This is a genomic window from Sinorhizobium meliloti, assembly GCF_017876815.1.
Taxonomy (GTDB): Bacteria; Pseudomonadota; Alphaproteobacteria; order Rhizobiales; family Rhizobiaceae; genus Sinorhizobium; species Sinorhizobium meliloti.
This window is the reverse complement of sequence record NZ_JAGIOS010000002.1, coordinates 1,616,515-1,629,781: the sequence shown is the minus strand read 5'-3', so window position 1 is coordinate 1,629,781 and position 13,267 is coordinate 1,616,515. Positions and strand designations below refer to the sequence as shown.

The window sequence follows — 13,267 nt, the reverse complement described above, 5'->3', positions numbered from 1 at the left end:
CAAAAAAAACTATAAAATCGAAGAGAGGCCGGAGCGCTACGTTCGCGCCGGAAGAGCAGAGGCGGAAGCATGTCCTATCTCGATAATGTGCGTGTGTTCGTGCGCGTCGTGGAACTTGGAACACTATCGGCAGCGGGCCGCGATCAACGCGTCACGCCGGCCGTTGCCAGCAACAGAATCAAGGAGTTGGAGCGGCATATGGGCGTGCGCCTGTTCAACCGCACCACCAGAAAACTGACGCCGACCGAGCACGGACGGGTCTTCTACGAAGGCGCGGTAAAGATCCTCGAGGCGGTCAACGAGGCGGAGAGCGCCATTGCCGATCTTTCAAGAAATCCGAAGGGAGCGCTGAAGATCACCGCCCCGCTCGGCATCGGGCGGCGGCTGATCGCGCCCGGCATACCGGAGTTTCACGACCGCTATCCGGATATCGAGGTGCGGTTGCGCCTCTCCGATCATAATGTCGACATCCTTGCCGAGGGCGTCGACATCGCCTTCAAGCTCGGCATACTCGAGGATTCGAACCTGCGCATGCGCGGCATCATGAACTGCGACCGCGTGCTCTGTGGGTCGCCGCGCTATTTCGAAAGGCGCGGCATCCCTTCGTCGCCGGACGACCTCCTCAGCCATAGCCACGACTGTCTTCTGCTGCGCTATCCCGGGTCGAAGGAGTATTACTGGACCTTGCAGACGCCGGATGGCGTCCGCAAGTTCGAGGTCGGCGGCCCTTATGATTCGGATGATGGCGACGTGCTAACCCAGTGGGCGCTCGACGGACGCGGCATCGTCAACAAGCCGCTCTTCGAGGTGAAACAGCATATCGACGAGGGCTTGCTCGTCCCGGTGCTCGAAGAGACGCCACCGCTCGGTGCACAGCTCGCGGCGATCTACCCTCACAAGCGCTTCCAGGATCCGAAGGTGCGGTTGATGATCGACTTCATGGCCGAGCGCTGTCAGCGGCTGATCGGCAAGATGCTGGCCGAGTCTGCCGAAGTGCAGGAGCGTTCCAGCGCTTGAGCGAAGCGCCCTCAGGGCACAAGCACGACCTTACCGATCGTTCGGCGGCTCTCGATAGCCCGGTGTGCGTCCGCGGCCCGATCAAGCGAAAAGCGACTGTCGATCGCGACCGTCAAGGCGCCCTCTTGCGCCCGGGTGAAAAGCTCGGTGAGGTCCGCCTTCAATCCGGCGAGGTTCAAGAGCGGCAGTAAGGCGAAGCCGCGCAGGGATTGGTTCAGTGCGAACATCGATTCTACTTGCCGGCCGCTCAACGCAAACCTGCCGAGGGCGCCGAAAACCAGCTCTCCCGCCGGTACCAGCAGATCGATCGCAGCGTGGGTAAATTCGCCGCCGACGAAATCGTAAAGAATGTCGACCCCGCCACCGTTCAAAGCCTCCCTGAGCGTTGCCGTCCAATCAGGCGCCGCATAGTTGATGCCGAGGTGAGCACCGAGCCAACGGGCGGAGTCGAGCTTTTTCTGCGAACTTGCAACCGCTACAATCGTCCGCGCGCCGCCGTCCCTTGCCAATTGCACGAGCAATGAACCCACACCGCCTGCCGCAGCGCTGATCAGCAGCGTTTTGTTCTGCAGCGAGCTTTGCCGGACGAGATAAAGAGCCGTGAGGCCCTGCACCATCAGGGCAACAGCGGCTTCGAAGGACAGTCCGTCCGGGATCGGTACCAGCATCGCGGCATCGACCGATACATATTCGGCATATCCGCCGGTACCCCGCCCATGAGCGAACATCGGGACCGCGACACGACTGCCGATGATATCCTGGGAAAGTTCCTCCCCGACCGCTACGACGACGCCGGCGACCTCCACACCTGGGATCATCGGCAGTTCGGGCGTGACCGCGTAGCGATCCTGCCGCATCAGAACCTCGAAATAGTTGACGCCAACGGCGCCCACGCGGACGAGCGCCTCGCCCCTTCCCGGACTCGGTGTAGCGACATCGACGCTTTGGAGCACGTCTGGCGACCCGAAGCGGCGGAACTCAATGGCCTTCATAAGAACTTGCCTCGAAACTGTTGGTTTGCGCGGCTATTTAGGGCTAGTCTTCAGACCGCATCTACACACTCTTTCGTTCCATACTGACCGATGGGTAACCATGGCTGAGATCATAAAGAAATTGCCGGTGCTGCCCTCCGAGCGCGCACTCAAAGTGATTTCCGGACGCTGGAAAGCCATCGTCCTCTACCATCTGTTCGATAGGCCGAAGCGGCTGTCCGAGTTGCGAAGGCTGATACCCGCCGTCAGCCAGAAAGTGCTGATCCAGCAGCTCCGCGAAATGGAGGAGCATGGCCTCGTACACAGGGAGATTTTCCGCGAGATACCGCCGCGCGTCGAATATTCGGCGACGACGCTCGGCGTCAGCCTCGAGCCCGTCCTGCTGGCACTTTGCGAGTGGGGTCAGCGCCACGCCGCCGAACTGAACGAGGTCGATCACGTGGCAGACTGCGTGATCCGCCCGCGAAAGGGCGACAACCGGGCTATGCCTTGATCGATCTCCGGCTCTTCGGGGTGGGCGCGCGAGGCTGCAGATGGCGGTTCAGCGCCGCAGTCAGTATCTCGGCCGCGGCAAGCGCTGCGATCACCGGCGGCCGCTTGTCCTTCACCGCCGTACCGCCGATCGGGCAGACGAGCCTCCCGAAAAGCTCAGGACGATCGACCTCTCGCGACAGCCAGTTCTTGAAAGTCGCGCGTTTTGTCTTCGAGCCTATCATGCCGACGTAACTGGCGTCTTCGCGCCCGAGCGCCTCAGTCGCGATCAGGAAGTCGAGTGCGTGATCGTGGGTGAGGACGACGAAGGCGCTGTCCGGCGGCGCGTCGCGCACGATGGCTTCGGGCATTGCGGTCAGGCAGGTCTCGATACCCGGCACGTCGGCGGCCGAGAGTTCGTGCTCGCGCGTGTCGACGAGAACGGTCCTGAGCGGCACGTGCGACAGCGCCATTGCGAGCGCGTTGCCGACGTGGCCGGCGCCGAAGATATAGACATGCGGCCGATGCGCGATCTCATCGTCGCTGCGTTCGATAAGTGCCGCACGCGTGTCCGCATCGACCTTTTTGAAAGAAAGCGCGACATGACCGCCGCAGCATTGGCCGATCTCCGGGCCGAGGGGGATCGCCAATCGGAGATCCGCGTTCGCCCCTTGAACGAGCTTGCGCGCGTGGTCGATCGCCATGAATTCGAGCTGTCCGCCACCGATCGTGGAGAAGGTGCGATCTTTTGAGACGAGCATCCAGGCATCCGCATCGCGCGGCGTCGAGCCTGCCGCGCTCGCCACCTCGACAAGCACGCAGGCCGTTCCACGGCTCAGGAAATCCCGTATGTCCTCTCTGCGCGCCATCTCAGTCATCCACTATCTTCGCCGCGCGATCGTCCCTACCCGGCCCGGGCGGCGCGCAGGCGCTCGACCGCCATCAGCACGCGCTCCGGCGTTGCCGGGGCATCGATACGCGGCGGAATACGATAATCCGCGACGCTCGCCGCCGCCATGGATATCGCCTCCAGAACCGAAATCCCCAGCATGAAGGGAGGTTCCCCGACCGCCTTCGAGCGCCGGATCGTCTCCTCCCTGTTGATGGACCATTCGGCCAGACGCACGTTGAAGACGCGCGGGCGATCGGACGCGAGCGGGATCTTGTAGGTGGAGGGCGCATGCGTCCTCAGCCGGCCCTTGGCATCCCACCAGAGTTCCTCCGTCGTCAGCCAGCCCATGCCCTGGACGAAGGCACCCTCGACCTGACCGAGGTCGAGCGCCGGGTTCAGCGACTTGCCGACATCGTGGATGATATCGGTCCGCTCGACCTGGTATTCGCCGGTCAGCGTGTCGACGCTGACCTCGGAGCACGAGGCGCCGTAGGCGAAATAATAGAACGGACGCCCCCGCCCCTCGGCGCGGCTCCAGTGGATCTTCGGGGTCTTGTAGAATCCGGCCGCCGAAAGCTGCACGCGCGCGGCATAAGCCGCCTTGATAAGATCGGCAAAGGCGATGCGCTCGGCGCCGATCCGGACCGTGTTGGGCTCGAAGGCGATATCAGCTTCGCCGACGCCGTAGCGCTCGGCCGCGAAGCGCACGAGCCGCTCCTTGATCTGCTGGCAGGCATTGGCGGCCGCCATGCCGTTGAGGTCCGAACCGGACGAAGCGGCCGTCGCCGAGGTGTTCGGCACCTTGCCGGTCGAGGTCGCCGTCACCTTTATATGGTCGAGATCTACCTGGAACTCGTCCGCCACGACCTGCGCCACCTTGGTGTAGAGCCCCTGCCCCATCTCCGTGCCGCCGTGGTTCAGCTGGATCGAACCGTCCGTATAGACATGGACCAGGGCGCCGGCCTGGTTATATTCCGTCTTGGTGAAAGAGATGCCGAATTTCACCGGCGTCAGCGCGATACCGCGCTTGATGACGGGGCTCTCGCGGTTGAAGGCGATGGCCGCCTGCCGCCGGGCGGCATAGTCGGACGAAACCTCGAGCTCCTCGATGATCCGGCCGATGATGTTGTCTTCCACCGTTTGGTGGTACGGCGTCAGGTTGCGCCCCTCGCCGCCGTAGAAATTGAGCTTGCGGATTTCCAGCGGGTCCTTGCCGAGCGCATAGGCGACGTCTTCGATCATCCGCTCGCCGCCGACCATGCCCTGCGGTCCGCCGAACCCCCGGAACGCGGTGTTCGAGACCGTGTTGGTCTTCAGCGGGCGCGAGCGCAGCCGGACATTCGGGTAGAAATAGCAGTTGTCGGCGTGGAAGAGCGCGCGATCGGTCACCGGTCCGGAAAGGTCGGCCGAGAAGCCGCAGCGGGCGGCGAAGACGGCGTCCACCGCCTCGATGCGGCCATCGTCGTCGAAGCCGACCTTGTAGTCGACGTGGAAGTCGTGGCGCTTGCCCGTCGCCGTCATGTCGTCGTCGCGGTCGGGGCGCACCTTGATCGCGCGGCGGTATTTCCTCGCCGCCACTGCCGCAACCGCGGCGAAAAGATTTGCCTGCGTCTCCTTGCCGCCGAAGCCGCCGCCCATGCGCCGGACGTTGACAGTCACGGCATTCGACGGCACGCCCAGCACATGGGCGACCATGAGCTGCGTCTCGCTGGGATGCTGGGTCGAGGAGAAGACGGTGACTTCATCATCTTCGCCGGGAATGGCGAAGGAGATCTGGCCTTCGAGATAGAAGTGATCCTGGCCCCCGATGCGCATCTCGCCCGAAACGGTGTTTTTCGCCTTGGCAAAGCCGGCATCGATGTCGCCACGCTCGAGCTTCAGGGGATCGATCACCAGCGGATAGTTCGCGGCGGCCGCTTCGAGAACATCCGTCACATGCGGCAGATCGCGATAATCGATCTTTACCTTGCCGGCCGCGCGCCGGGCGGCCTCGCGCGAGGTGGCGATGACCGCGAAGATCGGCTGGCCGTGGAACTCGACCTTGCCGGCCGCGAAGACCGGATCGTCGTGCTTGTGCGCCGGGCTGATATCGTTTTCGCCGGGTATGTCCTCCGCCGTGAGCACTCCCACGACACCCGGACTGTTACGCACCGCCTCGAAATCCACCGACAGGATTTCGGCATGCGCGCGCTGCGACAGCCCCAGATAGCCGTGAAGCGTACCGGCGGGCTCGGGAATATCGTCTATATACTCGGCGGTTCCGGAAACATGCTTGTGACCGGATTCGTGGCGTTCCTTGTCGTGGACGGCGCCGCGGACGCGATCGACGGGCTGCATCACATTCATGGGTCCACCCTCTCTACATAGCCACCGCGACCGTGCGGTCGATCCGGATATTGCGCGTTTCCTGCGTTTCCAGATGGAACCGCCGCAGGAGATTCCTGGCAACGAGCATCCGATATTCAGAAGAGGCGCGCCAGTCGGTGAGCGGCGTGAAATCCCGCTCGAAGGCCGCCACGCCAGCCTCGATGGCAGCGTCGTTCCATTGCGCGCCCTTGAGAGCGGCCTCCACATTCGACGCGCGCTTCGGCGTGCCCGCCATGCCGCCAAAAGCGATAGCGACGTCGGCAACCTTGCCGTCACCGTCGAGCTTCACGCGGAACGCGCCGCAGACTGCGGAAATATCTTCATCGAAGCGTTTCGTGATCTTGTAGACAGCGAAGCGCTCGGTCTCGTCCAGGAAGGGAATCCGGACAGTCTCGACGAATTCGCCGGGTTCGCGATCCTGTTTTCCGTATTCGATAAAGAAGGCTTCCAGAGGCAGCGTGCGGCGGCTTGTTCCCTTGCGCAGGGTCACCGAAGCGCCAAGTGCGATCAGCGCCGGCGGCGTGTCGCCGATCGGCGAACCGTTGGCGATATTGCCCCCGACCGTGCCCATGTTGCGCACCTGCTCGCCGCCGATGCGGTCCCAGAGCTCGCGCAATTGCGGGAAGTTCCGGACGATGACCGGATAGGCCTCCGTGTAGCTTACGCCGGCGGCAAGGGTGATACCGTCCGGCGCGATGGAAATCCGCCGCAGTTCTTCCAGATGCGAGAGATGGACGACCGGCGCGATGTCGCGCATGAACTTCGTGACCCAGAGCCCGACATCGGTCGAACCGGCGACGATCGTCGCCTTGGGGTTCGCCTCGAGAACCGCAGCGAAATCGTCCAGCGAGGCCGGAAGCACGACGCGCTCGTCTTCGCCGCCGATCTCGACGCGGCAGCCGTCCCGAAGCGCCTCCAGCTGCCGCGTGATCTCCTCGCGTTCCACGATCAGCGGGTCCTTGCCGAGCTCGCCGACCGATGCAATCGCTTCGGCCGCCCGAATGATCGCCGCATAACCGGTGCAGCGACAGAGATTGCCCTGCAGCGCCTTCTCGATTTCCTGAACGCTCGGCTTCGCATTCGTCATCCAGAGGCCGTAGAGCGACATCACGAAACCGGGTGTGCAGAAGCCGCACTGCGAGGCGTGCGTGTCGACCATCGCCTGCTGCACGGGATGCAGCGGCCCGTTCGGCTGCGCAAGCGCTTCGACCGTCACCACATGGCAGCCGTCAAGCGAGGCCACGAAGCGGATGCAGGCGTTGACCGATTCGTATTTGAGCTTGCCGTCGAGAAGCCGGCCGACAAGCACGGTGCAGGCGCCGCAGTCGCCTTCCGCGCAGCCTTCCTTCGTGCCGCGCAGACTCCGGTCGATGCGCAGAAAGTCCAGCAGCGTCTGCACCGGCGAGACATCGGCAAGCTCGACGGGCCGGTCATTCAAAAGGAAACGGATCGTATTGCGGATTTCGGTCGTCATTGCCGTCAGCTCCCGCGATAGGTGGAATAGCCGTAGGGCGAAAGCAGGAGCGGCACGTGATAATGCGCGGCCCGGTCGGCGATCCCGAAGCGGATCGGAATCACGTCGAGAAACGGGTTCGCGCCGCGCTCGGCCGCAGTGCCGAGATATTCGCCGGCGTGAAAGCGCAGTTCGTAGGTGCCGGTTTCCATCGTGGAGCCGTTGAGAAGCGGCGCATCGCAGCGCCCGTCATCGTTGGTGCGGGTCGACGAGAGAAGCTCCGGCCGTTCACCTTCAATCCGGTAGAGGTCGATGCGCAGATTGCTTGCCGGTCTCCCGCTCGCCGTGTCCAGCACGTGGGTCGTCAGACGCCCGGGCGTTCCGTCTTGAACTTGCATTCTGTCGCTCCTCCGAAAGTCAGCATCGAGGATAGAGTATCCGAAGCGCGGGCGCCCTTGTGTAGCGGGTTCAACCTTCGAGACTTTCAAATTTTTCGGGGGGAATGGCGGGGCGGAATTCTCGCTACGAATTGGGCGACGAGACAATCTCTGGAGGAGCTGCTGCTATGAGATATCCCCGCGATCTCCTGGGCCATGGTCCGAACCCGCGTATCGCCTGGCCCGATGGCGCCCGGATCGCCGTTCAATTCGTGATCAATTACGAGGAGGGCGGAGAGAACTGCGTGCTTCACGGCGACGCGGCGTCCGAGGCCTTCCTCTCGGAAATCGTCGGCGCTCAGGCCTGGCCCGCCCAGCGCCACTGGAACATGGAATCGATCTACGAATACGGGGCGCGCGCCGGATTCTGGCGGCTGCACCGGTTGTTCACCGACCGGCAAATACCGGCCACCGTCTACGGCGTCGCCACGGCCCTCAAGCGATCGCCCGCCCAGGTGGCCGCCATGCAGGACGCCGGCTGGGAGATCGCCTCCCACGGCCTCAAATGGATCGAGCACAAGGATTTCGACGCCGAGCGCGAACGCGCCGAGATCGCCGAGGCGATCCGCCTCCACACGATCGTAACCGGAGAACGGCCGACCGGCTGGTACACCGGCCGCTGCTCCGTGAACACGCTCGATCTCGTGACCGAGGCCGGCGGCTTCGACTACGTCTCCGACGCCTATGCGGACGACCTGCCCTATTGGCATGAACATGCCGGCCGGCACCAGCTCGTCATCCCCTATACCCTCGACGCCAACGACATGCGCTTCGCAACGCCACAGGGCTTCAACAGCGGCGACCAGTTCTTCAGCTATCTGAAGGACAGTTTCGACGTTCTCTACGCCGAGGGAACTGCCGGCGCGCCGAAGATGATGAGCATCGGCCTTCACTGCCGTCTCGTCGGCCGGCCCGGCCGCGCCGCCGCACTGGCCCGCTTCCTCGACTATGTGCAGAGCCACGAGAAGGTCTGGCTCGCCCGCCGCATCGACATTGCCCGTTACTGGGCAGAGACCTATCCGTTCCAGCCGAACGAAGACCGTCCCTCGCGGCTTTCGAAGGATGCCTTCATCGATCGCTTCGGAGGGGTATTCGAGCACTCGGACTGGATCGCCAGACGCGCCTTTGCAGGCGAACTCGGCCCGGCCAACGATACGGCGACGGGACTGCACGCGGCGCTCTGCGCGGTCTTTCGCGAGGCAAGCGAAGAGGAACGGCTTGCCGTCCTCACCGCCCACCCCGATCTTTCCGGCAAGCTCGCCCAGGCGAAACGCCTGACCGAGAGCTCGACTTCGGAACAAGCCTCGGCGGGCCTCGACGCACTGACGGATCAGGAGCGCGAGCGTTTCACGACCCTCAACAATGCCTATGTCGAGAAGTTCGGCTTCCCCTTCATCCTGGCCGTCAAGGGGCGCAGCAAGGACGAGATCCTTGCCGCCTTCGAGAACCGTATCGGCAACGATCGGGAGACGGAATTCGTCACCGCGTGCCGCCAGGTGGAGCGGATCGCGCTCCTGCGGCTGCGCGACACGCTGCCGGACTGAGGCGGCGCCATGACGCGTGCCGGCGAAGTCCTGCCCGGCTTTGCGGGCGGGACAATCAACCTCGCTTCCGCAGGCCTTGGCGCCCGGGCGCTCTTTGCGACGGACGAATTCTTCGGCCCGCTGGAGCGTATGCTAAAGGACGAACCGGCCGCATTCCACCCCGGCCTTTACGACGATCACGGCAAATGGATGGACGGCTGGGAAACCCGCCGCCGCCGCGGCGCCGGCCACGACTACGCGGTTATCGCGCTCGCCGCGAAAGGGCGGATTGCCGGCTTCGACGTCGACACGTCGCACTTCACCGGCAATTATCCGAGCGCCTGCTCGATAGAAGCCTGTCATTCGGCAGAAGATCCGGACGAGGCGACCGAGTGGGTCCAACTGCTGCCGGTCACCGGCCTCGGACCGAATGCACATCACTTCTTCGCCGCGCACTCCGACGCGGTCTACAGCCATATCCGGCTGCGCATCCATCCGGATGGAGGTATCGCCCGGCTTCGGGTCTACGGCACTCCGGCACTCGATCTCAAGGCTATGGCGAACGAGACGATCGATCTTGCGTCCTGCCTGCTCGGCGGTCGGATCGTCGCCTTCTCCAACGGCCATTACGGCCACGAGCGCCTCATTGCCCCAGGGCGGGGCGCGAATATGGGCGACGGCTGGGAAACGCGCAGGCGGCGCGAACCGGGCTACGACTGGATCATCGTCAAGCTTGCCGCACGCGGGCACGTCGAACGGATCCTCGTCGATACCGCGCATTTCAAAGGCAACTATCCGGATGCTTGCTCGCTACAGGCGGCTGACCTCGGAGGCATGACTGCCGAGTGCGACATGCTCGTTGCCTCCTCCGCGATGTTCTGGAACGAGCTTCTGCCGCACCGGAAGCTTTCGGCCGACAGCGTCCATGAGTATGGGTCCGATATGCTCAGACATGCCGATCCGGTCACGCATGTGCGCCTGAACATCTACCCGGATGGCGGCGTCAGCCGGCTGCGCATTTACGGCCGGGTCGCTGACCCCAGATCACGATGACTTCGGGTCTGGTCGACCTGAATGAACGCGACCGATTCCAATAGGTTAGAGCGGGATTCCGGCGAAGAACCGCGCACACTTTTCTCATCCGCTCTAGCCGCGGGCCGCTTTGCGCGGCCGCCCGCCCTTGGCACCATTAGCACGCGCGGCTGCTGCCTTCGCCGGCGATGTCGCTTGCCCTGCCCTTCGTGCCATATAAGCCTTGGTGCCGAATATGCCGGCCAAAAGGCCCGGAATCGAAAGATCGACGTCCAAGGCTTCCCAATGCAGGCCATAACCTTCCCCAAGGATCTCGACTGCGGCGAGCTGATCGCTGCTTCCATCTTCCAGTCCCTGCGCCAGGCGTGGCGGAAAGGCGAACGTGCAGCCATTGATCAACTCCACGACAATGCGGCCGCTTCGCTCGTCATAGCGCGCAGATGCAGCACGCGGCTCTGTCTCTCGCGCTATCCGGCCGCTTTCCAAAGCTGCGTCGATCTGGGTGCCCGTCAGTTCAGCCATGAATCTCCCTCCATCTGCCGAGGAATTGCTGTTGCCGTTCGTTGACGATCTGCACCGCCCGGCGCACATCGCCCCGCTTCATGCCATCAGCCCAGACCGCGCTAGTAACCTATCACGATGGGTTACTCAAGTCCAACGCTGTCCCGCAAGCGCCGCGAAGTCGAGGAGTATGTCTTTGGGCCGGCAAGAACGCCAGAGGTTCGTCGGCTTGCCAAAGAGCGTGGCGGGTTGGAGGGGCCGCGCCGGTCGCGACCCTCCCCAACCCTGTTCGGTCACTCGGCGAAGAATGCGAAGCGGACGATGAACAGTGCCGCGACGAGCTGGGTCGCCGGGTGGATGACGTTCCACTTGCCGGTGCAGACCTTGAGGACCACGTAGCTTACGAAGCCGAAGGCGAGACCGTTGGCGATCGAATAGGTGAAGGGCATGGCGATAGCGGTTAGCGCCGCGGGTGCCGCCTCCGTCAGGTCGTCCCATTCGATCTCGGTGAGCTCACGCATCATCAGACCGGCAACGTAAAGCAGTGCCGGCGCGGTCGCATAGGACGGGACGGCGGCGGCAAGCGGCGAGATGAAGAGCGCGGCGAGGAACAGCACCGAGATCGTCAGCGCCGTTAGACCGGTGCGCCCGCCCGCCTGCACGCCCGAGGCGCTTTCGACATAGGCGGTCGTGCTGCTGGTGCCCATCAGCGAGCCGGCGACGATGGCCGAGCTGTCGGCAAGCAATGCACGCCCGAGACGGCTGGGCTTGCCCTCTTCCACCAGTTTCGCGCGCTTGGCGACACCGATCAGCGTGCCGGTCGCGTCGAAGACCTCGACCAGCACGAAGACTAGAATGACGTGGACGAGACCGCCATGCAGGGCGCCCATGATGTCGAGCTGGAGGAAGGTCGGCGCAATGCTCGGAGGCGCAGAGACGATGCCCTGGAATTCCGATACGCCGAGGAACATCGACAGAACCGTTACCACCAGGATGCCGATGAGGATGGATCCGCGGACATTGAGCGCGTCGAGCACGGCGATGACGAAGAAGCCGAGGATCGCGAGCAGCGGTCCGGTCTGCTTGAGATCGCCGAGGCCGACCAGCGTCGCCGGGTTGTCGACGACGATGCCGGCGTTTTTCAGGGCGATGATGCCCAGGAACAGGCCGATACCGGTCGCAATCGCGCTGCGAAGCGAATGCGGGATCCCAGCGATCAGCCAACTTCGAACCCCCGTGACAGTCAAGAACAGGAAGATGATGCCGGAGATGAAGACCGCGCCGAGCGCCTGCTGCCAGGTGAAGCCGAGGGCGGCCACGACCGTGAAGGCGAAGAATGCGTTGAGGCCCATGCCCGGCGCCATGCCGATCGGCCAATTGGCGACAAGCGCCATGACGGCGGAGCCCAGAGCGGCCGCAAGACAGGTCGCGACGAAAATCGCGTTGCGGTCCATGCCCGTGGTCGACAGAATGTCAGGATTGACGAAGATGATGTAGGACATCGTAAGGAACGTCGTGACGCCGGCGATCACTTCCGTGCGAACGGTCGTGCCGTGCTCCTTAAGCTTGAAGAGTCGTTCAAACATTTTTCCTCCCTTGGCAGACGTCATCTCGACGCAGCCGAACGACAGAGACCGGGTGTGTTGCTCCTCCAAGAGCCCGGCCATTGCAATTTGATCGCGCGCCCCGATACCTTCAGGGTGTATGATCCAGGCCGTGCGGCCTCGCCGGATGGGTCGCCATCGCAAGCACCCGATTGTGCGTTTTCGCGCGCATGACCGCTAGCCACCGATTTCGACGCCGAGCGCGAAAGACTTTCAAGTTTTCCAGCGAATTCCGGGGGCATTCCTTCGGGCGCCGGCGATGCTAGATCCGAGAATCGGACGCGGTCCAGGCACCGTCGTCGGCCCGGACGAGCATCGGCGTCGCGAAGACTCCTACAGTCCGATCCGGCCATTGCGGAGAGAGTTCGGCGAGCGGCTGGCGCCACCGTTCCGACTGCAACATGGCGGCACCGATCGCGACCGGCTCGATGCCGCAGGCCGCCATCAGCGACAGGCCGGCAAGGATCGAGGCTCCGCTCGATATCACATCGTCGATCAGCACGACTCGCCGGCCCCGCAACAGCGGCAGCATGCGGGGATCGACATAGAGCCGCTTTTTCTGACCGGGCGTCGTGATGGACGACAGGGGAACGGAGAGATCGTCGACGTACCAGAATTTTCGCGAGGTTCCGAGCGGCACATAGCGCTTGTGGCCGAGCTTGCGGGCAAGGGCTGCGGCGAGCGTCAGGCCGAGTGTCGGAAGACCCGCGACGATTTCCGGTCGGAAGGGCGCCAGTCGGGCGGCCAGTTCCTCAGCGAGCGCGTCCTCCACCTCGAAGCTCGCCTGATTGATGATCAGCGAGGCGAGCGCATGTCTGCCGTCCGAAAGCGGCCGGATCGGCAGGAGGATTTGGCGTCCGTCCGCGAGAGTGGCTGGAAAAAAGGTGCGGAAGCCGCCGTCTCCGACAAAGCTGCCGGGTGGAAAGACCTCCTGCCAGTAATCGTGCGGCTCCATCGGTTTCGTTTCAGTCATGCCTG

The 13,267-nt window shown here is 63.7% G+C and carries 12 protein-coding genes; 4 read left to right on the top strand and 8 right to left on the bottom strand.

The features are described 5' to 3' along the window. Nucleotides 1–69: 69 nt before the first annotated feature. Nucleotides 70–1,017, top strand: coding sequence for a LysR family transcriptional regulator (locus JOH52_RS26480; RefSeq protein ID WP_010975651.1), 948 nt, complete (start codon nt 70–72; stop codon nt 1,015–1,017). Nucleotides 1,018–1,028: 11 nt separating this feature from the next. Here the strand turns inward: JOH52_RS26480 and JOH52_RS26475 are convergent, their stop codons facing one another. Continuing rightward, nucleotides 1,029–2,009, bottom strand: a complete 981-nt coding sequence (locus tag JOH52_RS26475; RefSeq protein ID WP_017272014.1) for a quinone oxidoreductase family protein — start codon at nt 2,007–2,009, stop codon at nt 1,029–1,031. Nucleotides 2,010–2,109: 100 nt separating this feature from the next. Between JOH52_RS26475 and JOH52_RS26470 the strand changes: the two genes are divergently transcribed. Continuing rightward, a complete protein-coding gene (locus tag JOH52_RS26470) occupies nt 2,110–2,502 on the top strand; it encodes a winged helix-turn-helix transcriptional regulator (protein WP_014527240.1) in 393 nt (130 codons plus the stop codon). Here JOH52_RS26470 and xdhC read toward each other — a convergent pair. Genes xdhC through uraH form a run of 4 tightly spaced genes read right to left on the bottom strand, consistent with a single transcriptional unit; the run spans nt 2,492 to nt 7,590 of the window. Then, a complete protein-coding gene (xdhC, locus tag JOH52_RS26465) occupies nt 2,492–3,349 on the bottom strand; it encodes a xanthine dehydrogenase accessory protein XdhC (protein ID WP_013850744.1) in 858 nt (285 codons plus the stop codon). The genes JOH52_RS26470 and xdhC overlap by 11 nt on opposite strands. A 35-nt stretch (nt 3,350–3,384) precedes the next feature. Next, nucleotides 3,385–5,718, bottom strand: a complete 2,334-nt coding sequence (gene xdhB, locus JOH52_RS26460) for a xanthine dehydrogenase molybdopterin binding subunit (RefSeq protein WP_017272015.1) — start codon at nt 5,716–5,718, stop codon at nt 3,385–3,387. A 13-nt stretch (nt 5,719–5,731) separates the two neighbouring features. Further along, nucleotides 5,732–7,213 carry a xanthine dehydrogenase small subunit gene (xdhA, locus tag JOH52_RS26455; protein ID WP_014527242.1) on the bottom strand — a complete coding sequence of 494 codons (1,482 nt, stop codon included), beginning with the start codon at nt 7,211–7,213 and terminating at the stop codon, nt 5,732–5,734. Between the two features lie 5 nt (nt 7,214–7,218). Beyond that, nucleotides 7,219–7,590, bottom strand: a complete 372-nt coding sequence (gene uraH / locus JOH52_RS26450; protein WP_010975645.1) for a hydroxyisourate hydrolase — start codon at nt 7,588–7,590, stop codon at nt 7,219–7,221. Nucleotides 7,591–7,757: 167 nt separating this feature from the next. On the opposite strand from uraH, the gene puuE reads away from it, so the two are divergent. Beyond that, nucleotides 7,758–9,173: an allantoinase PuuE gene (gene puuE, locus JOH52_RS26445; RefSeq protein WP_017272016.1), complete on the top strand. Its 1,416-nt coding sequence runs from the start codon at nt 7,758–7,760 to the stop codon at nt 9,171–9,173. Nucleotides 9,174–9,182: 9 nt separating this feature from the next. Then, nucleotides 9,183–10,205 carry an allantoicase gene (alc, locus tag JOH52_RS26440; RefSeq protein ID WP_010975643.1) on the top strand — a complete coding sequence of 341 codons (1,023 nt, stop codon included), beginning with the start codon at nt 9,183–9,185 and terminating at the stop codon, nt 10,203–10,205. Nucleotides 10,206–10,298: 93 nt separating this feature from the next. On the opposite strand, the gene JOH52_RS26435 is transcribed toward alc, so the two are convergent. From JOH52_RS26435 to JOH52_RS26425, 3 genes are all read right to left on the bottom strand, one after another. Then, on the bottom strand, nt 10,299–10,706 hold the full coding sequence (locus tag JOH52_RS26435) for a DUF2442 domain-containing protein (protein ID WP_014527245.1): 408 nt from the start codon (nt 10,704–10,706) through the stop codon (nt 10,299–10,301). Between the two features lie 272 nt (nt 10,707–10,978). Then, nucleotides 10,979–12,271: an NCS2 family permease gene (locus JOH52_RS26430; protein ID WP_014527246.1), complete on the bottom strand. Its 1,293-nt coding sequence runs from the start codon at nt 12,269–12,271 to the stop codon at nt 10,979–10,981. A gap of 280 nt (nt 12,272–12,551) precedes the next feature. Beyond that, entirely contained in the window at nt 12,552–13,262 is a 711-nt protein-coding gene (locus JOH52_RS26425; protein ID WP_015008325.1) for a phosphoribosyltransferase, read from the bottom strand. Nucleotides 13,263–13,267: the final 5 nt, after the last annotated feature.